The following is a 20,189-nucleotide window of genomic DNA, read 5'->3' as shown; positions in this document are numbered from 1 at the left end:
AGTATACGCAAACGACCCTCGGCGCCATATCTCGACAGCAGCAGACTTGTCTGCTAGCACCCGCAAAACCGGGCTGCAGCCCGCAGAAACGTGGGTTGGCGAGGGTTTGTGACGGTTAAAATAACTGCGCGCCAACTCCAGGATTTCGCCCCGAAAGCGTGCAATCCCTGCCAACTGACGTTCGGCAGCGGCCAGCCGTGCCGTTTCGGGTGCCGTTGGCGCAGGTTTACGCTAGAATGCACGGCCTCAAAGCACACCCCCTTCCCGAGGCTGTCCCGAAGATGTTGATCCTGCGCGGCGCTCCTGCCCTTTCTGCCTTTCGCCACAGCAAACTCCTTGAGCAACTGAGCCAAAAGGTTCCAGCTGTTACAGGCTTGTATGCTGAATTTGCTCACTTCGCCGACGTAACCGGCGTCTTGACCGCCGACGAACAGCAAGTGCTCGCACGCCTTCTGAAGTACGGCCCCAGCGTTCCCGTTCAAGAGCCGACCGGCCGCTTGTTCCTGGTTCTGCCGCGGTTCGGCACCATCTCGCCCTGGTCGAGCAAGGCCAGCGACATCGCCCGTAACTGCGGCCTGTCGAGCATCCAGCGCCTTGAGCGTGGCATCGCCTTCTACGTGGCTGGCCAGTTCAGCGACGCCGAAGCCGAGCTGATCGCCAGCAGCCTGCACGACCGCATGACCCAGATCATCGTCAGCCAGCTGGAACAGGCTGCCGGCCTGTTCAGCCACGCCGAGCCCAAGCCGCTCACCGCGATTGACGTGCTCGGCGGTGGCCGCGCCGCTCTCGAGAAGGCCAACACCGAACTGGGCCTGGCGCTCGCCGAAGACGAGATCGACTACCTGGTCGACGCCTTCAATGGCTTGAAGCGCAACCCGCATGACATCGAGCTGATGATGTTTGCGCAGGCCAACTCCGAGCATTGCCGTCACAAAATCTTCAATGCCAGTTGGGACATCGACGGCGAAAGCCAGGAAAAAAGCCTGTTCGGCATGATCAAGAACACCTACGTGATGCACAGCGAAGGCGTTCTGTCGGCTTATAAGGACAACGCCTCGGTGATCGTCGGCTCCGTTGCCGGCCGTTTCTTCCCGGACCCTGAAACCCGCCAGTACGGCGCGGTGCAGGAACCGGTGCACATCCTTATGAAGGTTGAGACCCATAACCACCCGACCGCGATTGCCCCGTTCCCGGGCGCAGCCACAGGTTCGGGCGGCGAAATCCGTGACGAAGGCGCCACCGGCCGTGGCGCCAAGCCCAAGGCTGGCCTCACCGGTTTCACTGTGTCCAACCTGCAGATCCCAGGGTTTGAACAACCGTGGGAAGTGCCATACGGCAAGCCTGAGCGCATCGTTACCGCGCTCGACATCATGATCGAAGGCCCGCTCGGCGGCGCCGCGTTCAACAACGAATTCGGGCGCCCGGCACTTACCGGCTACTTCCGTACGTTTGAACAATCCATCACCACCCCGCGTGGCGATGAAGTGCGCGGCTACCACAAGCCAATCATGTTGGCTGGCGGCATGGGCAACATCCGCGAAGAACACGTCAAGAAAGGCGAGATTCTGGTCGGCTCCAAGCTGATCGTACTCGGCGGCCCGGCGATGTTGATCGGCCTGGGCGGCGGCGCAGCTTCCTCCATGGCCACCGGCACCAGCTCGGCAGACCTGGACTTCGCTTCGGTACAGCGCGAAAACCCAGAAATGGAACGCCGCTGCCAGGAAGTCATCGACCGTTGCTGGCAGCTGGGTGACAAGAACCCGATCAGCTTCATCCACGACGTCGGCGCCGGCGGTTTGTCCAACGCCTTCCCGGAACTGGTCAACGATGGCGACCGTGGTGGCCGTTTCGAACTGCGCAACATTCCAAACGACGAGCCGGGCATGGCCCCGCACGAAATCTGGAGTAACGAATCCCAGGAACGCTACGTACTGGCCGTTGGCCCTGAAGACTTCCCGCGCTTCCAGGCCATCTGCGAACGTGAGCGTTGCCCGTTTGCCGTGGTCGGCGAGGCCACTGCCGAACCGCAGCTGACGGTCACCGACAGCCATTTCGGCAACAGCCCGGTCGACATGCCACTGGAAGTGCTGCTGGGCAAAGCCCCGCGTATGCACCGCTCCGCCGTGCGCGAAACCGAGCTGGGCGATGACTTCGACCCAAGCACGCTGGAACTGACTGACAGCATCGAGCGCGTGCTGCACCACCCAGCCGTGGCGAGCAAAAGCTTCCTGATCACCATCGGCGACCGCACCATCACCGGCCTGGTTGCCCGTGACCAAATGGTTGGCCCATGGCAGGTTCCGGTGGCCGACGTTGCCGTCACTGCCACCAGCTTCGACGTGTACACCGGTGAAGCCATGGCCATGGGCGAGCGTACGCCGCTGGCCCTGCTGGACGCCCCGGCGTCGGGCCGCATGGCCATTGGTGAAACCCTCACCAACATCGCCGCTTCGCGCATTGGCAAGCTGTCTGACATTAAGCTGTCGGCCAACTGGATGTCCGCCGCCGGCCACCCGGGTGAAGATGCGCGCCTGTACGACACCGTCAAGGCTGTCGGCATGGAGCTGTGCCCGGAACTGGGTATCACCATTCCGGTGGGCAAGGACTCCATGTCCATGGCCACCCGTTGGAACGAAGACGGCACCGACAAGAGCGTCACCTCGCCGCTGTCGCTGATCGTGACCGGTTTTGCCCCGGTCACCGACATCCGCCAGACCCTGACCCCGCAACTGCGCATGGACAAGGGCACCACCGATCTGATCCTGATCGACCTGGGCCGTGGCCAGAACCGCATGGGCGCCTCGATCCTCGCGCAAACCCACGGCAAACTCGGCAAGCACGCGCCGGACGTGGATGACGCCGAAGACCTCAAAGCCTTCTTCGCCGTGATCCAGGGCCTGAACGCCGACGGCCACCTGCTGGCTTACCACGACCGTTCCGACGGCGGTTTGCTGACCAGCGTTGTCGAGATGGCGTTTGCCGGTCACTGCGGCCTGAACATTGTGCTCGACAGCGTTGCCGAGGATGCTGCCGAAATCAACGGCATCCTGTTCAACGAAGAGTTGGGCGCCGTGATCCAGGTTCGCCAGGACGCCACCCCGGACGTGCTCGCCCAATTCAGCGCCGCTGGCCTGGACGACTGCGTAGCCGTCATCGGCCAGCCGATCAACAATGGTGAAATCAATATCTCCTTCAATGGCGATACCGTGTTTGCCGGCCAGCGCCGTCTGCTGCAACGCCAGTGGGCCGAGACCAGCTACCAGATCCAACGCCTGCGTGATAACGCCGACTGCGCCGAGCAGGAATTCGACGTGATCCTGGAAGAAGACAACCCGGGCCTGAGCACCAAGCTCAGCTTCGACGTCAACCAGGACATTGCCGCGCCTTACATCAAGAAAGGCATTCGCCCACAAGTTGCCGTACTGCGTGAGCAGGGCGTCAACGGCCAGGTGGAAATGGCGGCCGCGTTCGACCGCGCCGGCTTTAATGCGATCGACGTGCACATGAGCGATATCCTCGCCGGTCGTGTTGACCTCAACGAGTTCAAAGGCCTGGTCGCTTGCGGCGGTTTCTCCTACGGTGACGTGCTGGGTGCCGGTGAAGGCTGGGCCAAATCGGCCCTGTTCAACAGCCGTGCCCGCGATGCGTTCCAGGGCTTCTTCGAGCGCAACGACAGCTTCACCCTGGGTGTGTGCAACGGTTGCCAGATGATGTCCAACCTCAGCGAACTGATCCCGGGCAGCGAGTTCTGGCCGCACTTTGTGCGCAACCGTTCCGAGCAGTTCGAAGCCCGTGTTGCCATGGTGCAGGTGCAGGAATCCAACTCGATCTTCCTGCAAGGCATGGCCGGTTCACGCATGCCAATCGCCATCGCCCACGGTGAAGGCCATGCGGAATTCTCCAGCGAAGAAGCCTTGCTCGAAGCCGATCTGTCCGGTTGCGTGGCGATGCGTTTCGTCGACAACCACGGCAAAGTCACCGAAAGCTACCCGGCCAACCCGAACGGCTCGCCGCGCGGGATCACCGGCCTTACCAGCCGCGACGGCCGCGTGACCATCATGATGCCGCACCCGGAGCGTGTATTCCGCGCCGTGCAGAACTCGTGGCGCCCGGAAGAGTGGAACGAAGACGGCGCCTGGATGCGCATGTTCCGCAACGCCCGTGTGTGGGTGAACTAAGGAGGTGTACAAGCTCGCCTTCTTTGTACCCGCCAGCCATGTGGAGACGGTGAAAACCGCCGTCTTCGCAGCCGGTGGCGGGCGCATCGGCGACTACGACAGCTGCGCCTGGCAAGTGCTGGGCCAGGGCCAATTCCGCGCGTTGGACGGCAGCCAGCCGTTTATCGGGCAGGCGGGCCAGGTTGAAGTGGTTGAAGAGTGGAAGGTTGAGCTGGTGGTGGCCGATGAATTGATCGTGGCTGTTGTGGCTGCGTTGAAACTGAGCCATCCGTACGAAACACCGGCTTATGAAGTGTGGCAGTTGGCGGATTTTTGATTCGCGGATTGCAGAAACGAGAAACCCGCTGGGCCAGTTTGGTCAGCGGGTTTTTTGTTGTTTGTAAGGGCCAATCGCAGGCAAGCCAGCTCCCACATTTTGAAGGTGTTCACAGCTCAAACTGTGGGAGCTGGCTTGCCTGCGATGGCGTCGGGACAGGCGCCTCAGATCTTTCCCACAGGCTTTTCAGGTTGTCCCTAGGAACCCGGCTCAATAGCCTTGCTTGGTCACTGACCAATCAGTGATCGGGATTTGAACTCAAGACCCGTTCGGCAATGCTGCACCGGTTTGAGATTAACAATGGATTTTCCAGATACCGTCGCTCCTCGCCTCAATACGAGTACGCCACTGGGCCAGGCTTTGATTTCAATGTTCAAGTCCATCGAGGTGGAGTTGATGGTTGAGGGCGCCAAGCCCGGCGCGGTAAAGGTTATTGTCTTTGGTGGCTGTGCCGTCCATTTGTATACGCACCATCGAGTTTCCACTGATGTGGATGCAGAGATTTACTGCGCCAATACTCGAGACACATTGCGTCTAAGGACATTGCTGGCGGAGTTTCCAGAAGCATTTTTCGATGAGCATTCCGGCCGCATCATGGAGCTGAACTACGATCTTCAATACAACACTGCATTTGGCCCGCTTCACGAAGACTACTGGGAACGAAGTATTCCCCTCGAGGAATTTCCTCACGAGTCTGCACTGCATCTGCACATAGCTGCGCCTATCGATATTGCGATCTCCAAATTGGGCAGGGCTACGGATCAGGATGTAAGCGACATCATGGCGTTGCTCAGGGCAGGCTTCATCCTTACCACTGAGCTCCGTCGATTGGCATTGCAGGCGATTGATATGTATGTTGGCAACAAAGAATCACCTAGAACCATTCTGAACAATATTCTGCACGACTACCTGGAGACTGAAGTTGACGAAGCCTTTTAACGCGCCCGTCCTCTCATCCGCCTTGGATACGCTGGTCAAAAGCCCTTTGAATCAGGCTGATGATGCGGCGCTTGTCTGTGCAGCAAAAGCGGTTTGGTACTCGGACGCGAACCTTGTGGGCGAGGTGAGGGCTTTTCTGAAGGCACATTCCAGTGAGGTGGAGCTTCGCCGCGCAGGTTACTTGCTTGAGCGCTTCACGCGCTTTTCATGCGCGACGGATTCCCGGGTAATGGAAGCGTTAAAGGCGCTTGAATTGTTTTCGGCTTCTGCAGCCAAGCAAAACGTGCAACCACAAGGCGCTGTTGCGCTGCGCAGCCGTCGTGATGAACTGGCAGTGTCTTGGGGGCTGAGTGAGGGGCTGGGGTTGAAGGCTCAAGCGCTGATGCCTTTCCAGACTCGCCATTACGAAGCCGAGCAGCGTGCGGCATCTGCTTAGGTGTAGATTGCGAAAAAAGAACCCGGCTTGGACCGGGTTTTTTATTGTCTGCGATGTCTTCAAGTCTCGGAGATTTCCCACAGGGCTTTCAGGTTGTCCCTCGGAACTGACGGCACTAGTCTTCTCGGGTCGCCGCCAATGTGGCGACCGGGACTGCAAGCCTGAAATTTCTGTAGGAGCCTATTTCTGTATGGAGTTTTACGATGATCAGCGACCACTTACGACCTGATTTAACCATGCCTAAAGCTGCGTCCCACCTAGCAGGCGATCAACCAACCGATCAAATCTTCTCCGTACTCCCCAACCTGAACAGCGAAACCCTGCTCGCCAATGCCTCCCAAGACCTGGCATCACTTCAAGCACTGGCGGGCAACTTGGCTTTTGATATCGACGGCCCGCAGCGTGATGCGGTGCTGGGGATTCATCGGATGCTGGAAGGTATTCAGTTGATGGTGGATAGGGTGTTGGATCTACAAGAAATCCCCATCAGCAACTGAAGACACCCACTCTGTGGCGAGGGAGCTTGCTCCCGCTGGGGTGCGAAGCGCCCCCAAAACCTGCCACAGAGTTCTTTCTGAAAGAATGTGTAGGCTGGGCAAGGGGCTGCTACGCAGCCCAGCGGGAGCAAGCTCCCTCGCCACAGTGGTGGTCAGGCGTTGATTGGGCGGGTAACCAACCGCTCCAGTGCCTCACCCAATCCAGTGGCCTTGTCACCGATCAACAAATGCCAAACCCCGCTGTCCAGCTGGCTCACACCCTGGCAACCCAGCGCAGTCAGGTCCGCTTCAGACAGCACCGAATCATCGCCCAACTCCACCCGCAACCGGGTCATCGCCACGGCTTCCAGCTGGCGCACATTCGCGCGGCCACCCAAGGCACTCAGCCACTTCTCGGCTTCCTGCACATTCACTGCAATCGGTTTATCCACAGGCTGGGCGGCCACTGGCGCACCGGCAACAAACGATGGCATCGCCAGGCGAATCTCATCGGCAATGCTGTCGGCCATCGGCCCCACCACCACCTGCAAACTCCCGCCGTTACCCGGCCGAACCACGGCCATGGCGCCCAGCGCTTTCAACTCGGCATCCACCGCTTTGTTGCGATCAACCATGTCCAGGCGCAGACGTGTAGTGCACGCACCCACGCTCAACAGATTCGCCGCACCACCCAGCGCCTGGATATAAGCCGTGGCCCGCTGGTTATCGGTCATCACCTCAGCCTGCACCACTTGAATATCTTCGCGCCCCGGCGTTTTCAGATTGAACCGGCGAATGCAGTAGTTGAACACGCTGTAGTAGATCACCGCGTAAGCCAACCCCACCGGGAACACCAGCCAGCCGTTGGTGGACTTGCCCCAACCGAGCACCATGTCGATAAAGCCACCGGAGAAGGTAAAGCCCAGGTGGATATTCAACATGTTGGTCACGGCCATCGACAGGCCGGTGAGCACCGCGTGGATCAGGTATAAAAATGGCGCGAGGAACATGAACGCAAATTCAATCGGCTCAGTCACACCGGTCAAAAACGAAGTCAGCGCCATCGACAGGAAAATCCCGCCCATGACCTTGCGCCGTTCCGGCAGTGCATTGCGGTACATCGCCAGGCACGCGGCGGGCAGGCCGAACAGCATCACCGGGAACATGCCGGTCATGAACTGGCCGCCTTTCGGGTCGCCGGCAAAATAACGGGTCAGGTCGCCGGTGACGATGGCGCCGGTGGTCGGGTCGGTAAAACTGCCGAATACAAACCACGCCATGTTGTTGAGGATATGGTGCAGGCCGGTGACGATCAGCAGGCGGTTGAACACGCCAAACACGAATGCGCCAAAGCTACCGCTTTCCATCAGCAGCACGCCAAAACTGTTGATGCCGTGCTGGATCGGCGGCCAGATCAAGCCAAAGATCACCCCTAGAGCGACCGCCGAAAACCCGGTGACAATCGGCACAAACCGTCGCCCACCGAAGAAGGCCAAATACTCCGGCAGCTTGATGTCCTTGAAGCGGTTATACAGCCCACCGGCCATCAAGCCGCTGGCGATACCGGCGAGCATGCCCATGTTGATGGTGGTGTCCATCACCTTGAGCGTGGAGATCATCACCAGGTAACCAATCGCCCCGGCCAAACCCGCCGTGCCGTTATTGTCGCGGGCAAAACCCACGGCGATACCGATGGCGAAGATCAGCGCCAAGTTGGCGAAGATTGCCTGCCCGGCATCGTGCATCACCGCAATGTTCAAAAGGTCGGTGTCGCCCAGGCGCAGCAACAGGCCGGCGATCGGCAGAATCGCGATCGGCAGCATCAGTGCGCGGCCAAGGCGTTGCAAGCCTTCGATAAAATGTTGGTACATGGCGTGTCTCCCTATTCTTGTTGTTTTCAGCTCAGCGGCCAGTGGTGTTGACAGGCTTGGCGAACGGCCTTGGCGCTGCTCAGGTCGAGCAGGCCTTGGCTCAATTGCCGGCATTGCGCCGCGTCCAGGTGGCGGACGCGGTCCTTGATTTCTCCGATTTGCGGCGGGCTGACCGACAGCTCACTCACACCCAGGCCCACCAGCACCGGCGTGGCCAGCGGGTCGGACGCCAGGGCGCCGCACACACCCACCCAACGCCCATGCTTGGCGGCGCCGGCGCAGGTTTGCGCGATCAAGCGCAGCAGCGCCGGGTGCAAGGCATCCACCCGTGCGGCGAGGCCCGCGTGGTCGCGGTCCATGGCCAGGGTGTACTGGGACAGGTCATTGGTGCCGATGGATAAAAAGTCTGCATGCCGCGCAAGTTGCTCGGCCATCAGCGCAGCGGCGGGCACTTCGATCATCACGCCCAGTTCCGGGCGCTGGGTCAGTTCCAGCTCGGCACACAGTTCATCCAGGCGCTGGCGGATCTGCAGCAATTCATCCACCTCGCTGACCATCGGCAGCAGGATACGGCAACGCGCCAGCGGCGACACTTGCAGCAGCGCGCGCAGTTGCTGGTCGAGCACGTCCGGGCGCACCTGGGCCAGGCGAATGCCGCGCAGGCCCAGCACCGGGTTGGCCTCAACCGGCAACGGCAGGTAGTCGAGTTGTTTGTCGCCGCCTACGTCGATGGTGCGGATGATCACCGACTTGTCGCCCATGGCATCCAGCACGGCCTGGTAGGCCTGGCGCTGCTCTTGCTCATCCGGCGCGGTGCGACGGTCGACAAACAGGAATTCGGTACGCAGCAAGCCCACGCCATCGGCGCCGTTTTCAAACGCCACTTGGGCCTCGGCACTGGAGGCAACGTTGGCCGCCACTTCAATGCTCACGCCATCGCGGGTGTGCGCCGCTTGCTGGGCTTGGGCCTGTTGTTGTTGACGGCGCAGTTTCTGCGCATCGCGAATCTGGTGCACTTCGGCGTGGCGCGCGTCGCTGGGCGCCAGTTCCAGGCGACCGTTGGCCGCGTCCAGCACCACGCGTTGGCCTTGGGGCACGTCGAGCACTTCGGCGCCCAGCGCGACCACACAGGGCAAGCCTTTACCGCGGGCCAGAATCGCGACGTGGGAGGTAGCGCCGCCTTCGGCCATGCAAATGCCCACGGCATTTTGTGCGCTCAGTTGCAGCAGGTCGGAGGGGGTCAGTTCATGGGCGCTGACAATCGAACCGGCGGGCAATTCGAAGTGCCAGGTTTCGCCCAACAGCGCACGCAGCACCCGTTGTTGCAGGTCGCGCAGGTCGTTGGCACGCTCGGCAAATAGCGGTTTGCCCAAGGCCAGCAACACCGCGCATTGCGCCTGGATCGCATCGCGCCAGGCGTGGGTGGCGGCGCTGCCTTGCTCGATGGCACCGGTGGCGGCGTCCAGCAGCGTGGGGTCTTCCAACAGCGCAAGGTGGGCGGCGAAGATGTCTTCTTCTTCGATGTTTTTGCGTTGGCGTGCATGTTCCAAAGTACTGCGGATTTCGCCGCGCACTTGCTCCAACGCGGTGTCCAGGCGCTGCAGTTGTTCGTCGGCGACATGCTTGCCCGTGTCCTGCGGCAGTTCGATGCCGGTGAGGCGAAACAGCGGCCCACAGACCAGACCGGGCGCGGCGCACACGCCTTGCAACACACCGGCCTCGGTATTCGCCCGACGCGGTGTCACGGCTACCGGCGCGTGGTGTTCTTCATTCACAGCAATCGAGAGTGCGGCCACCAGTGCCTGCAACGCCGCCTCGCAATCCTTGCCGCGACAGGTGATGCGCACTTCATCACCTTCACCAATGCCCAACCCCATCAAGCCAATCAGGCTGTCGCACGGCGCCGACTTACCGGCGAAGTGCAGCTCCGCATGGCTGCTGAACCCTTGCGCGGTCTTGCGCACCAGTGCGGCGGGGCGGGCATGCAAACCGCCACGGTGGGTAATGCGCACGCTGGCGCGCACTTCGGTGACCGAGTTATCCACAGCCGTCTGCAACGGCGCTGCCGAACGCGCAGCAATGTGCAGCAACGGCTCACCCACCTTGACGGTTTTTCCTGCCACCGGCCGTAGCTCAAAACCCTCGCCATTGGTCAGGATGATCAGGCTGACCAGGCTTTTGCACTGGCGCGCAATGCGGTCCAGATCAAACTGCACCAGCGCCTGGCCCTGACTCACCCGTGCGCCATCCTTGACCAGCAGGGCAAAGCCTTCGCCGTTCAATTCCACGGTGTCGATGCCTACGTGCATCAACACTTCGGCGCCGTTGTCGGCACGAATCGTCAGTGCATGCCCAGTGCGTGCGACGTGGATGATCACGCCATCACACGGCGCGTGCAGGCAGTCATTCAACGGGTCGATGGCAATACCGTCGCCCATGGCGCCACTGGCGAACACTTCATCGGGAACGTTGCCCAGGCTCAGCACCGGGCCACTGAGTGGGGCGCTTAGGGTCAATTCATTATTGTTGTAGGACATGGGCACGGTACTCATCAGGAAAACGCGACTCAGTGAGTGCGGGTAACTTTGCTCAGGTGGCGCGGCTGGTCCGGGTCCATGCCGCGGGCCTCCGCCAGGCCTGCGGCCATCACGTAGAAGCTTTGGATCGCCAGGATCGGGTCCAGGCTCGGGTGTTCGGCGCGGCTCAGGGTCAGGTCGCGCTCAACGATATCGTCCGGCGCGGCCAGCAAGACGCGGGCGCCGCGTTGACGCATATCGGCGGCCAGGCTCAGCAGGCCGGCCTGCTCGGCGCCGCGTGGGGCGAACACCAGCAATGGGTAGTTCTCATCGATCAAGGCCATCGGCCCGTGGCGCACTTCGGCGCTGCTGAAGGCTTCGGCCTGGATCGCCGAGGTTTCCTTGAGCTTGAGCGCAGCTTCCTGGGCGATGGCAAAACCGGCGCCACGGCCTATCACAATCAGGCGTTGGCTGCTGCGCAGGGCTTCGATGGCGGGCGTCCAATCCTGGGTGGCGGCTTCGCGCAAACCGTCGGGCAAGGCCTGGCAGGCTTGCAGCAGCAACAGGTCCTGGTTCCAGTGGCCGATCAACTGCGCGCTGGCGCTTAAGGTGGCGATAAAGCTTTTGGTCGCGGCGACACTCTGCTCCGGCCCTGCGCACAGTGGCACATGGAATTCACACGCGGCTTCCAGCGGTGAGTCTTCGGCGTTGACCATCGAAATGCTCAAGGCCCCGCGTTTACGCAGCAGGCGCAGGCTGTTGACCAAATCCGGGCTTTGCCCAGACTGGGAGAAACCGAACGCCACTTGGCCGCTGACCTTCAACGGTGCTTGCAGCAAGGTCACCACCGACATCGGCAACGACGCCACCGGTATGCCCACATGCTGCATGGCCAGGTAGGCGAAGTAGCTGGCGGCGTGGTCCGAACTGCCACGGGCGATGGTCATTGCCACTTGCGGCGGTTGACGGCGCAGGCGCCCGGCCACTTCCTCCAGCATCGGGTTGAGGCGCTGCAGTTGGGCCTCGACGGCGTCACAGGAGGCCAGGGCCTCTTCAAGCATTTTTGAAGTCAATGGTTTCTCCTTCGACCATTACGTCGGTGAGTGTCAGGGAGCGGTCCAGGCGCACGCAGTCGGCAAAGCTGCCGGGTTGCAGGCGCCCGCGTTCTTCCAGGCCCAGGTAGTCCGCAGGAAATTGCGACAGGCGTTGTGAGGCTTCGCTGATCGGCAGGCCGATTTTCACCAGGTTGCGCAGCGCCTGATCCATGGTCAGGGTGCTGCCGGCCAGGGTGCCGTCGGCCAGGCGCACGCCGCCCAGGCATTTGGTCACGGTGTGGCTGCCCAGCTTGTACTCGCCGTCGGGCATGCCGGCGGCGGCGGTGGAATCGGTGACGCAATACAGGCACGGGATCGAGCGCAGCGCCACGCGCATGGCGCCGGGGTGCACGTGCAGCAAATCCGGGATCAATTCGGCGTACTGGGCGTGGGCCAACGCGGCGCCAACAATGCCCGGCTCGCGGTGATGCAGCGGGCTCATGGCGTTATACAAATGCGTGAAGCTGGTGGCCCCGGCGGCGAGGGCGGCGACGCCTTCTTCGTAGCTGCCCAGGGTGTGGCCGATCTGCATGCGCACGCCGCGTTCGCTGAGGGCGCGAATCAAGGCATCGTGGCCGGCGATTTCCGGGGCAATGGTGATCACCCGGATCGGCGCCAGGCGCAGGTAGGCTTCCACTTCTGCCATCAACGCGGTGTGGGCGAAATTGGGCTGCGCACCGAGTTTTCCCGGATTGATGTAGGGGCCTTCCAGGTGCACGCCGAGAACCCGGGCGCTGCCTGTAGGACGCTGTTCGCAGAACGTGCCGAGCTCGCCGAGCACGCGGGAGATTTCATCCACCGGTGCCGTCATGGTGGTGGCCAGCAGCGAGGTCGTGCCAAAGCGCACGTGGGTGCGGGTAATCGTTTCGAAAGCGTCGGTGCCTTCCATGATGTCTTTGCCGCCACCGCCGTGCACATGCAGGTCGATAAAGCCCGGCAGCAGGTAGGGCAGGTCATTGTCAGCCGGGTCGCACGGCGTGCCGTCGATAGCGACCACCTTGCCGTGTTCGTGCACCAGGCGACCGCGAATCCAGCCGTGGGGCGTGAGGATGTTGTCTTCGGACATGGGCAGTTCTCTAAACTCGCAGTTCAGCGGAGTAGTCATTGCGGCGCAGCTCTGCGACGAAGTCGTAGTAGTCGTTGCGGCAGTAGGTGTCGGTGATTTCAATCGGGGTGTTGTCGGCGGTGTAGCCGACTCGGGTCATCAGCAGCATGGCGGTGCCGGGGGCGATGCCCACCAACTTGGCAAACTCATCGGAGGCATTGATCGCCTGGATATGTTGCAGCGCGCGTACCACCGGTTTGCCGATGCTCTCCAGGTATTCGTACAGCGAATTGCCGATGGCTTGCGGGTTTGGCAGCACCGAGGCGGGCATGGCGGTCATTTCAATCGCCATTACGGTGTCATCGGCTTTACGCAGGCGTTTGAGCCGCGCCACTTTGTCGGTCGGCGACAGCGCCAGGCGGATCAGTTCTTCGTGGGTCGGCGGGGTGATGTCGCGCTCCAGCCACTGGGACGTGGGCACAAAGCCCTTGAGGCGCAACATCTCGCTGAACCCCGACAGGCGCGACAGCGGCTGTTCCAGACGCGGGGTGATAAAGGTCCCGGAACCCTGGCTGCGGCGAATCAAGCCTTGGGCAAACAGCACTTCCAGGGCTTTACGCGCGGTGACCCGGGAAATACTCAGTTGCTCACTAAGGACCCGTTCCGACGGCAAGGCCTGCTCGGATTTCCACTCGCCAGCATGGATCGCCGCTTCGAGCTTGCGGGCCAATTGCAGGTACAGCGGCGTGGACTGTTTGTCGTCGGGGCGCAGCGCCAGTATGGGATTCATCTGTCAGGTTTCCGATGCGTTATTGGAATGTTGTCGCCCGGTATTGAGCGGAAATTAATACCACTTAAATACCATGTCAATGCAGCCAAAACAGTGCCGGCGCCTGTTTTAACGCGCAGTAATGGTGCCTGGTATCAAGTGGTATTAGAGAGGTCTTTAGTGCGCGCAGAATTGCGCAGCCCGCGCAGTGAACTGGTATTCACCGGCAGGCGCTGTCTTGGGCTGGAATTATTTTTGAATTATTTTACAAGCGGTACGCGATTACGGACGAATCTCGATCATGGTGCCGTCTTTGACCAGGTTCCAGACTTCGCGCATGTCCACGTTGCGCATGCCGATGCAACCGTCGGTCCAGTCCAGGGTGTGAAACCACTGTTCCGGGTATTCCTCGGTGTCGGGGGTGCCGTGGATCATGATCATGCTGCCGGGTTTCACGCCTTCGCGGCGCGCGCGGGCCGAGTCACTGATATTGGGGTAGGAGATGTGCATGGCCAGGTTGAAGCGGTCGCTGGTCTTGCGCCAGTCGATCCAGTAGAAGCCCTCTGGCGTGCGACGGTCGCCTTCCATCACTTTGGTACCCTTGGGGTTTTTACCGAGCGAGATGCGATAGGTTTTCAGCGGTTTGCCGTCGTTGATCAGTTGCAACTGATGGGCGGACTTGAGCACCAGGATTTTCTCGACCGGTTTGCCACCGAGGGTTTCCAGAGTGGAGGCCCAGGAAAGGCTAGCGAACGACAGGCAGATCAGAGCGAGCAACCAACGCATTAAAACGGTTTCCCTTGTAGAAGGTGCTGCCTGGAATTGTTATTTGGCTGGCCGCGTCATCGGCGGCACCGACTCGCTGCGCACCGGGAACAGCTGTTGCCTGCGGTCAGCGAAGAAGCATTCTAAGGTACGCCCGACCGTGCGGAAAGCCAGCTCGGACCAAGGGATGTCGGCTTCATCAAACAGCTTCACTTCAAGGCTTTCGGGGCCTGCGGCGAAGTCCAGGTCGACCAGCTCGGCGCGGTAGAAGATATGCACCTGGCTGATGTGCGGCACATCGATCAGGGTGTAGATGTTCAAGTTGCGCACGCGGGCGCAGGCTTCTTCGAGGGTTTCGCGGGCAGCGGCCTGCTCCACGGTTTCGCCGTTTTCCATAAAGCCTGCGGGCAGGGTCCAGTAACCCAGGCGCGGTTCGATGGCGCGGCGGCACAGCAGCACTTTGTCGCCCCACACCGGCACGGTGCCGGCAACGATATTGGGGTTCTGGTAGTGAATGGTTGAGCAGTGATCACACACGTAGCGCAGGCGGCCGTCGCCTTCGGGAATACGTTGGGTAACCGGTTTACCGCACTGGCTGCAGAAATTCATGCTGGGGTTCCTGGAAAGTACGTCTATCTTGGCGTGGCGGGCAGGGCGCTGCAAGTTGTCGTTTAGCGACACGCCGGTGGTTTTGGGGTTGGGCGCCTGCCAGCTTTGGTGCATGATGCAAGGTAGCCAACAGATCGAGATGACTCATGCTGGACGAGCTACTTCGCCGGGTAAGCAATCACACACCCCACACCTTGGAAACTGACGGGCGTTTCCCCGAGGCCGCGGTGTTGGTGCCGATTACCCGCAGCGACGAACCCGAGCTGATCCTGACCCTGCGCGCCAGCGGCCTGTCGACCCACGGCGGCGAAGTGGCGTTTCCCGGCGGGCGACGTGACCCCGAAGACCCGGACCTGATCTTCACTGCGCTGCGCGAAGCCCAAGAAGAAATCGGCCTGCCGCCCGGTCTGGTGGAAGTGATCGGCCCGTTAAGCCCGCTGATTTCCCTGCATGGTATTCGTGTAACGCCCTATGTCGGTGTGATCCCCGATTACGTCGAATACCTGGCCAACGATGCCGAGATCGCCGCCGTGTTCAGCGTACCGCTGGAGTTTTTCCGCCAGGACCCACGCGAACACACCCACCGCATTGATTACCAGGGCCGCAGTTGGTATGTGCCCAGCTACCGATTTGGCGAATACAAGATCTGGGGGCTGACGGCAATCATGATCGTGGAGCTGATTAACCTGCTCTATGACGACGCCAGGATCAGCCTGCACCAGCCGCCTAAAAGCTTTATCAATATCTAAGCCATCGCTTGAATGGCCAGCCGTGAGGACAAACCATGAAATACCGCCTGGGCGACGCCCGCGTCGAGACGCATCCACAAAGCTGGGTGGCACCGAATGCCACGCTGGTCGGCAAGGTCAAGCTGGAAGAGGGCGCCAACGTCTGGTTCAACGCGGTGTTGCGTGGCGACAACGAACTGATCCTGATCGGCAAGAACAGCAATGTGCAGGACGGCAGCGTGATGCACACCGACATGGGCTACCCGCTGACCCTGGGCACCGGCGTGACTATTGGCCATAACGCCATGTTGCACGGCTGCACCGTCGACGACTTCAGCCTGATCGGCATCAACGCGGTGATCCTCAACGGCGCCAGGATCGGTAAACATTGCATCATCGGCGCCAATTCGCTGATTGGCGAAGGCAAGGAAATCCCCGATGGCTCGCTGGTGATGGGTTCGCCAGGCAAGGTGGTACGTGAGCTGACCGAGTCGCAGAAGCGCATGCTCGAAGCCAGCGCCGCGCACTATGTGCATAACGCGCAGCGCTATGCGCGTGACCTGTTTGAGCAGGAACAATGAACCCGGTTGAACGCCCCGTCGCCTCGCCCTGCGTGAGCATTTGTGCGCTGGACGATGACGACATTTGTACCGGCTGCCAGCGTACGGTGGATGAAATTACGCGCTGGAGCCGCATGGATAACGCCGAACGCCGGGTGGTGTTGGGGTTGTGCCATGAACGGGCGATGGCGAGTGGGTTGGTGTGGATGATGCCCGGCAAATCTGGCGCCTGAACCGTTGGAATGCTTCTTTTTGTGGCGAGGGAGCTTGCTCCCGCTGGGCTGCGAAGCAGCCCCACATCAGGCGACTGCATTTCTTCAGGTACGCCGCAATCACCTGTATAAGGGCCGCTTCGCGCCCCAGCGGGAGCAAGCTCCCTCGCCACAGTGATTGTTTGTGCATTAACCTGTGCGGCATTACCCATAGGTCCATCCCCCATGCTCTTCCTGATCGCCTACATCAGCAGCGTCGTGCTGATCAACTTCGCTTTCTCCACCGCCCCGCACCTGGATGTGATCTGGTCCGCCTGGGGTGGCCTGGTTTTTATCCTGCGCGACATGGTGCAAACCCGTTTCGGCCATGGCGCGATCATCGCCATGCTGGCGGCGCTGGTGCTGTCGTATATCACTTCCGACCCCTCCATCGCCCTGGCCAGCGCCACGGCGTTTGTGGTGTCCGAGTGCATCGACTGGCTGGTGTTCAGCATCACCAAGCGCCCGCTGCATGACCGCCTGTGGATAAGTTCGGCGCTGAGCATTCCCCTCGATACCTTTATCTTCTTCGGTTTGATCGGCGCGCTCACCCCGGCAGTGGCCGGCACCGCGCTGGTGTCGAAATTTGCCGGGGTCACGGTGGTGTGGCTGATCATGGCCTGGCGCATGCGCAAACGAGCTGTCGTCAACTGAGGCCAATTTTTACAGTTCATGTAAAATGCCGGCCTTTCTCCCCATGATCCGCTCCCCTGAGGACCTGAGATGACCCGAATCGGAACTCCATTGTCGCCAACCGCGACCCGCGTTTTGCTGTGTGGCTGCGGTGAGCTGGGCAAGGAAGTGGTAATCGAACTGCAACGCCTGGGCGTTGAAGTGATTGCCGTGGATCGCTACGCCAACGCGCCGGCCATGCAGGTGGCGCACCGTAGCCACGTGATCAACATGCTCGACGGCGCCGCCCTGCGTGCCGTGATCGAGGCCGAAAAGCCGCACTTCATCGTGCCGGAAATCGAAGCCATCGCCACTGCAACGCTGGTGGAACTGGAAGCCGAAGGCTTCACCGTGATCCCGACCGCGCGTGCTACCTCGCTGACCATGAACCGCGAAGGCATCCGTCGCCTGGCCGCCGAAGAGCTGGACCTGCCGACCTCTCCGTACCACTTCGCCGACACCTTCGAAGACTACAGCAAGGCCGTGCAAGACCTGGGCTTCCCGTGTGTGGTCAAGCCGGTGATGAGTTCGTCGGGCAAGGGCCAGAGCCTGCTGCGCAGCACCGACGATGTTCAAAAAGCCTGGGATTACGCCCAGGAAGGCGGGCGTGCCGGCAAAGGCCGCGTGATCATCGAAGGTTTTATCGACTTCGACTACGAAATCACCCTGCTGACCGTGCGCCACATCGGCGGCACCACCTTCTGCGCGCCAGTCGGCCACCGTCAGGAGAAGGGCGACTATCAGGAATCCTGGCAGCCGCAAGCCATGAGCCCGATTGCCCTGGCCGAATCCGAGCGCGTTGCCAAAGCCGTGACTGAGGCGTTGGGTGGCCGTGGCCTGTTTGGCGTGGAGTTGTTCATCAAGGGCGATCAGGTGTGGTTCAGCGAAGTGTCGCCGCGCCCGCATGACACCGGTCTGGTGACCCTGATTTCTCAGGACCTGTCGCAGTTCGCGCTGCACGCGCGCGCCATCCTGGGCCTGCCGATTCCGTTGATTCGCCAGTTCGGGCCTTCGGCTTCAGCGGTAATTCTGGTGGAAGGGCAGTCGACTCAGACGGCGTTCGCCAATCTTGGCGCGGCCTTGAGCGAGCCGGACACGGCGCTGCGTTTGTTTGGCAAGCCGCAAGTGAATGGCCAGCGCCGCATGGGCGTGGCGTTGGCGCGGGATGAGTCGATTGAAGCGGCTCGGGCTAAAGCGACCCGTGCTTCCAAGGCTGTTGTTGTAGAGCTGTAACCGAGTCGCGCCCTTCGCGAGCAAGCCCGCTCCCACATTTGGAATGCATTTCCATGTGGGAGCGGGCTTGCTCGCGAAAGCGGTCTTTCAGGCGACCTTGTTCAAATCATTATCCCGCGTCTCTTTCAGGCACAGCACAGCAATCAAGCTGAGCAACGCTGCCGCCGACACATACCCGCCGACATAACTCAGCCCACCCATCGCCACCAGCTTGGTTGCGAAAAACGGTGCGGCCGATGCGCCGACAATCCCACCGAGGTTATACGCCGCCGAAGCACCGGTATAACGCACGCGGGTTGGGAACAGCTCCGGCAGCATGGCGCCCATCGGGGCAAACGTGATGCCCATCAGGAACAGCTCCAGCGCCAGGAACAGCGCCACGGCCCAGGTTGAACCGTGGGTCAGCAAGGGCTCCATGGTGAAACCCGACAAAATCGCCAGCACCGCGCCGACGATCAGCACCGGCTTGCGCCCGTAACGATCGCTGGCCAAGGCGGCCAGCGGCGTGGCCAGGCCCATGAACAGCACCGCAAAGCACAGCAAGCCGAGGAACATCTCACGGCTGTAGCCCAGGGTCGAAACCCCGTAGCTCAGTGAAAATGCGGTAGTGATGTAAAACAGCGCATAGCACACCACCATTGAGGCGGCGCCCAGCAGTACCGGCAGCCAATGCTGGCTGAACAGCTCTACCAACGGCACTTTCACCGGCGCCTCTTTGGCCACGGCGTTGGCGAATACCGGGGTTTCATGCAGCTTAAGCCGCGCATACAGGCCGACCATCACCAGCGCTGCGCTGAGGATGAACGGGATGCGCCAGCCCCAGCTGCGGAACTGCTCGTCGTTGAGGCTCATGGCCAGGATCAGGAACAGGCCGTTGGCCGCCAAAAAGCCGATCGATGGGCCCAGTTGCGGGAACATGCCAAACCAGGCGCGCTTGCCCTTGGGTGCGTTTTCGGTGGCCAGCAACGCCGCGCCGCCCCATTCGCCGCCAAGGCCCAGGCCCTGGCCGAAGCGCAGCACACACAGCAGGATCGGCGCCCAGGCACCGATGCTGTCATAGCCCGGCAGCAAGCCGATCAGCGTGGTACACACGCCCATCAGCAGCAGCGAGGCCACCAGCGTGGATTTGCGCCCGATGCGGTCGCCAAAGTGGCCGAACAGTGCCGAACCCAGCGGGCGGGCAATAAAGGCGATACCGAAGGTCAGGAACGACGCCAGCATCTGCGCGGTGCCGGAGGTCTGCGGGAAGAACACCGGGCCAATCACCAGTGCCGCAGCGGTGGCGTAGATATAGAAATCGTAGAACTCGATGGCGGTGCCGACGATGCTCGCCGTGGCGACCCGTGCGGTCGAGTTGAGCGGGGCGGCGGTGGCGGCCTCGTTGTAGGTGGTGCTCATTGAGGTATCCCTGGCGGTCATTGCGCGTTTTTACGCGGATTTTTATTGGTCGAACACCCATGGATCAGGGTTGTAAGCGGGGCGGCTCGGGATGGGAGCAAACTCCGGTCAGACACGGTAAAGCGCTGCCAGGACGCGCTGAGTGCGGGTAGCACGCGGTCGGGCGGGGCTTGGGTAAGCCGAGCCGATTATAGGAAGGGGTTTGCGGATCCAACAAGGGGCTCACTCACGATCTATCAAACGCTGCAGATCAACTGTGGGAGCGGGCTTGCTCGCGAAAGCGGTGGGTCAGTTAAAGATGGGGCACTGAGACACCGCATTCGCGAGCAAGCC

Annotated in this window: 18 protein-coding genes; 10 read left to right on the top strand and 8 right to left on the bottom strand. The window is 61.3% G+C overall.

Translation table 11 applies throughout. The features are described 5' to 3' along the window. Window positions 1-281 precede the first annotated feature (281 nt). The 5 genes from purL (at window position 282) to ACTD9P_RS17685 (ending at window position 6,366) form a co-directional block, all read left to right on the top strand. On the top strand, window positions 282-4,178 hold the full coding sequence (purL, locus tag ACTD9P_RS17705; RefSeq protein ID WP_438868706.1) for a phosphoribosylformylglycinamidine synthase: 3,897 nt from the start codon (window positions 282-284) through the stop codon (window positions 4,176-4,178). Window positions 4,179-4,182: 4 nt separating this feature from the next. Continuing rightward, window positions 4,183-4,494, top strand: coding sequence for a YqfO family protein (locus ACTD9P_RS17700; protein WP_438868705.1), 312 nt, complete (start codon window positions 4,183-4,185; stop codon window positions 4,492-4,494). A 300-nt stretch (window positions 4,495-4,794) separates the two neighbouring features. Beyond that, the gene (locus ACTD9P_RS17695; protein WP_438868704.1) at window positions 4,795-5,433 is read left to right on the top strand and encodes a DUF6036 family nucleotidyltransferase; all 639 of its coding nucleotides are present in this window, start codon (window positions 4,795-4,797) and stop codon (window positions 5,431-5,433) included. Continuing rightward, window positions 5,417-5,869: a hypothetical protein gene (locus ACTD9P_RS17690; RefSeq protein ID WP_069551691.1), complete on the top strand. Its 453-nt coding sequence runs from the start codon at window positions 5,417-5,419 to the stop codon at window positions 5,867-5,869. The genes ACTD9P_RS17695 and ACTD9P_RS17690 overlap by 17 nt, the downstream gene beginning before the upstream one ends. Window positions 5,870-6,105: 236 nt before the next feature. Continuing rightward, window positions 6,106-6,366, top strand: a complete 261-nt coding sequence (locus ACTD9P_RS17685; RefSeq protein ID WP_438868722.1) for a DUF6124 family protein — start codon at window positions 6,106-6,108, stop codon at window positions 6,364-6,366. A 152-nt stretch (window positions 6,367-6,518) separates the two neighbouring features. Here ACTD9P_RS17685 and nagE read toward each other — a convergent pair whose 3' ends face one another. The 7 genes from nagE to ACTD9P_RS17650 all read right to left on the bottom strand — a co-directional run bounded on the left by nagE (window position 6,519) and on the right by ACTD9P_RS17650 (window position 15,014). Beyond that, entirely contained in the window at window positions 6,519-8,216 is a 1,698-nt protein-coding gene (nagE, locus tag ACTD9P_RS17680; protein WP_438868703.1) for an N-acetylglucosamine-specific PTS transporter subunit IIBC, read from the bottom strand. Window positions 8,217-8,242: 26 nt separating this feature from the next. Continuing rightward, window positions 8,243-10,753, bottom strand: a complete 2,511-nt coding sequence (gene ptsP, locus ACTD9P_RS17675) for a phosphoenolpyruvate--protein phosphotransferase (RefSeq protein WP_438868702.1) — start codon at window positions 10,751-10,753, stop codon at window positions 8,243-8,245. A gap of 29 nt (window positions 10,754-10,782) precedes the next feature. Then, window positions 10,783-11,793 (bottom strand): SIS domain-containing protein, encoded by a 1,011-nt coding sequence (locus ACTD9P_RS17670; RefSeq protein ID WP_438868721.1) that lies wholly within the window; start codon window positions 11,791-11,793, stop codon window positions 10,783-10,785. After that, complete coding sequence (gene nagA, locus ACTD9P_RS17665) at window positions 11,786-12,892, bottom strand: N-acetylglucosamine-6-phosphate deacetylase (protein WP_438868701.1); 1,107 nt, start codon at window positions 12,890-12,892, stop codon at window positions 11,786-11,788. Before nagA ends, ACTD9P_RS17670 begins: the two co-directional genes overlap by 8 nt. Before the next feature lie 10 nt (window positions 12,893-12,902). After that, window positions 12,903-13,661: a GntR family transcriptional regulator gene (locus ACTD9P_RS17660; protein WP_138813967.1), complete on the bottom strand. Its 759-nt coding sequence runs from the start codon at window positions 13,659-13,661 to the stop codon at window positions 12,903-12,905. Between the two features lie 261 nt (window positions 13,662-13,922). After that, window positions 13,923-14,426 (bottom strand): L,D-transpeptidase family protein, encoded by a 504-nt coding sequence (locus ACTD9P_RS17655; RefSeq protein WP_438868700.1) that lies wholly within the window; start codon window positions 14,424-14,426, stop codon window positions 13,923-13,925. 39 nt (window positions 14,427-14,465) lie between these two features. Beyond that, window positions 14,466-15,014: an NUDIX hydrolase gene (locus tag ACTD9P_RS17650; protein WP_438868699.1), complete on the bottom strand. Its 549-nt coding sequence runs from the start codon at window positions 15,012-15,014 to the stop codon at window positions 14,466-14,468. A 146-nt stretch (window positions 15,015-15,160) separates the two neighbouring features. Here ACTD9P_RS17650 and ACTD9P_RS17645 point away from each other — a divergent pair, with 146 nt between their 5' ends. The 5 genes from ACTD9P_RS17645 (at window position 15,161) to purT (ending at window position 18,458) form a co-directional block, all read left to right on the top strand. Next, complete coding sequence (locus ACTD9P_RS17645; protein ID WP_438868698.1) at window positions 15,161-15,763, top strand: CoA pyrophosphatase; 603 nt, start codon at window positions 15,161-15,163, stop codon at window positions 15,761-15,763. Window positions 15,764-15,798: 35 nt separating this feature from the next. Then, complete coding sequence (locus tag ACTD9P_RS17640) at window positions 15,799-16,323, top strand: gamma carbonic anhydrase family protein (protein WP_438868697.1); 525 nt, start codon at window positions 15,799-15,801, stop codon at window positions 16,321-16,323. Then, complete coding sequence (locus tag ACTD9P_RS17635; RefSeq protein WP_138449462.1) at window positions 16,320-16,535, top strand: DUF1289 domain-containing protein; 216 nt, start codon at window positions 16,320-16,322, stop codon at window positions 16,533-16,535. Before ACTD9P_RS17640 ends, ACTD9P_RS17635 begins: the two co-directional genes overlap by 4 nt. Window positions 16,536-16,739: 204 nt before the next feature. Beyond that, window positions 16,740-17,207 (top strand): preQ0 transporter, encoded by a 468-nt coding sequence (locus tag ACTD9P_RS17630; RefSeq protein WP_438868696.1) that lies wholly within the window; start codon window positions 16,740-16,742, stop codon window positions 17,205-17,207. Between the two features lie 69 nt (window positions 17,208-17,276). Further along, window positions 17,277-18,458, top strand: a complete 1,182-nt coding sequence (purT, locus tag ACTD9P_RS17625; RefSeq protein WP_138813972.1) for a formate-dependent phosphoribosylglycinamide formyltransferase — start codon at window positions 17,277-17,279, stop codon at window positions 18,456-18,458. Window positions 18,459-18,545: 87 nt separating this feature from the next. On the opposite strand, the gene ACTD9P_RS17620 is transcribed toward purT, so the two are convergent. Beyond that, window positions 18,546-19,856, bottom strand: coding sequence for an MFS transporter (locus tag ACTD9P_RS17620; RefSeq protein WP_065930390.1), 1,311 nt, complete (start codon window positions 19,854-19,856; stop codon window positions 18,546-18,548). Window positions 19,857-20,189 lie beyond the last annotated feature (333 nt).

The organism is Pseudomonas onubensis, assembly GCF_965653655.1.
Classification (GTDB): Bacteria; Pseudomonadota; Gammaproteobacteria; order Pseudomonadales; family Pseudomonadaceae; genus Aquipseudomonas.
This window is presented reverse-complemented; position numbering and strand designations above follow the sequence as displayed.

What these genes read in the sequence shown, in the direction of transcription:
- purL (WP_438868706.1), top strand. Translation starts at nt 282, where the DNA reads ATGTTGATCCTGCGCGGCGCTCCTGCCCTTTCTGCCTTTCGCCACAGC.
- ACTD9P_RS17695 (WP_438868704.1), top strand. Translation starts at nt 4,795, where the DNA reads ATGGATTTTCCAGATACCGTCGCTCCTCGCCTCAATACGAGTACGCCA.
- ACTD9P_RS17685 (WP_438868722.1), top strand. Translation starts at nt 6,106, where the DNA reads ATGCCTAAAGCTGCGTCCCACCTAGCAGGCGATCAACCAACCGATCAA.
- nagE (WP_438868703.1), bottom strand. Translation starts at nt 8,216, where the DNA reads ATGTACCAACATTTTATCGAAGGCTTGCAACGCCTTGGCCGCGCACTG.
- ptsP (WP_438868702.1), bottom strand. Translation starts at nt 10,753, where the DNA reads ATGTCCTACAACAATAATGAATTGACCCTAAGCGCCCCACTCAGTGGC.
- ACTD9P_RS17670 (WP_438868721.1), bottom strand. Translation starts at nt 11,793, where the DNA reads ATGCTTGAAGAGGCCCTGGCCTCCTGTGACGCCGTCGAGGCCCAACTG.
- nagA (WP_438868701.1), bottom strand. Translation starts at nt 12,892, where the DNA reads ATGTCCGAAGACAACATCCTCACGCCCCACGGCTGGATTCGCGGTCGC.
- ACTD9P_RS17660 (WP_138813967.1), bottom strand. Translation starts at nt 13,661, where the DNA reads ATGAATCCCATACTGGCGCTGCGCCCCGACGACAAACAGTCCACGCCG.
- ACTD9P_RS17655 (WP_438868700.1), bottom strand. Translation starts at nt 14,426, where the DNA reads ATGCGTTGGTTGCTCGCTCTGATCTGCCTGTCGTTCGCTAGCCTTTCC.
- ACTD9P_RS17650 (WP_438868699.1), bottom strand. Translation starts at nt 15,014, where the DNA reads ATGAATTTCTGCAGCCAGTGCGGTAAACCGGTTACCCAACGTATTCCC.
- ACTD9P_RS17645 (WP_438868698.1), top strand. Translation starts at nt 15,161, where the DNA reads ATGCTGGACGAGCTACTTCGCCGGGTAAGCAATCACACACCCCACACC.
- ACTD9P_RS17640 (WP_438868697.1), top strand. Translation starts at nt 15,799, where the DNA reads ATGAAATACCGCCTGGGCGACGCCCGCGTCGAGACGCATCCACAAAGC.
- ACTD9P_RS17635 (WP_138449462.1), top strand. Translation starts at nt 16,320, where the DNA reads ATGAACCCGGTTGAACGCCCCGTCGCCTCGCCCTGCGTGAGCATTTGT.
- ACTD9P_RS17630 (WP_438868696.1), top strand. Translation starts at nt 16,740, where the DNA reads ATGCTCTTCCTGATCGCCTACATCAGCAGCGTCGTGCTGATCAACTTC.
- purT (WP_138813972.1), top strand. Translation starts at nt 17,277, where the DNA reads ATGACCCGAATCGGAACTCCATTGTCGCCAACCGCGACCCGCGTTTTG.
- ACTD9P_RS17620 (WP_065930390.1), bottom strand. Translation starts at nt 19,856, where the DNA reads ATGAGCACCACCTACAACGAGGCCGCCACCGCCGCCCCGCTCAACTCG.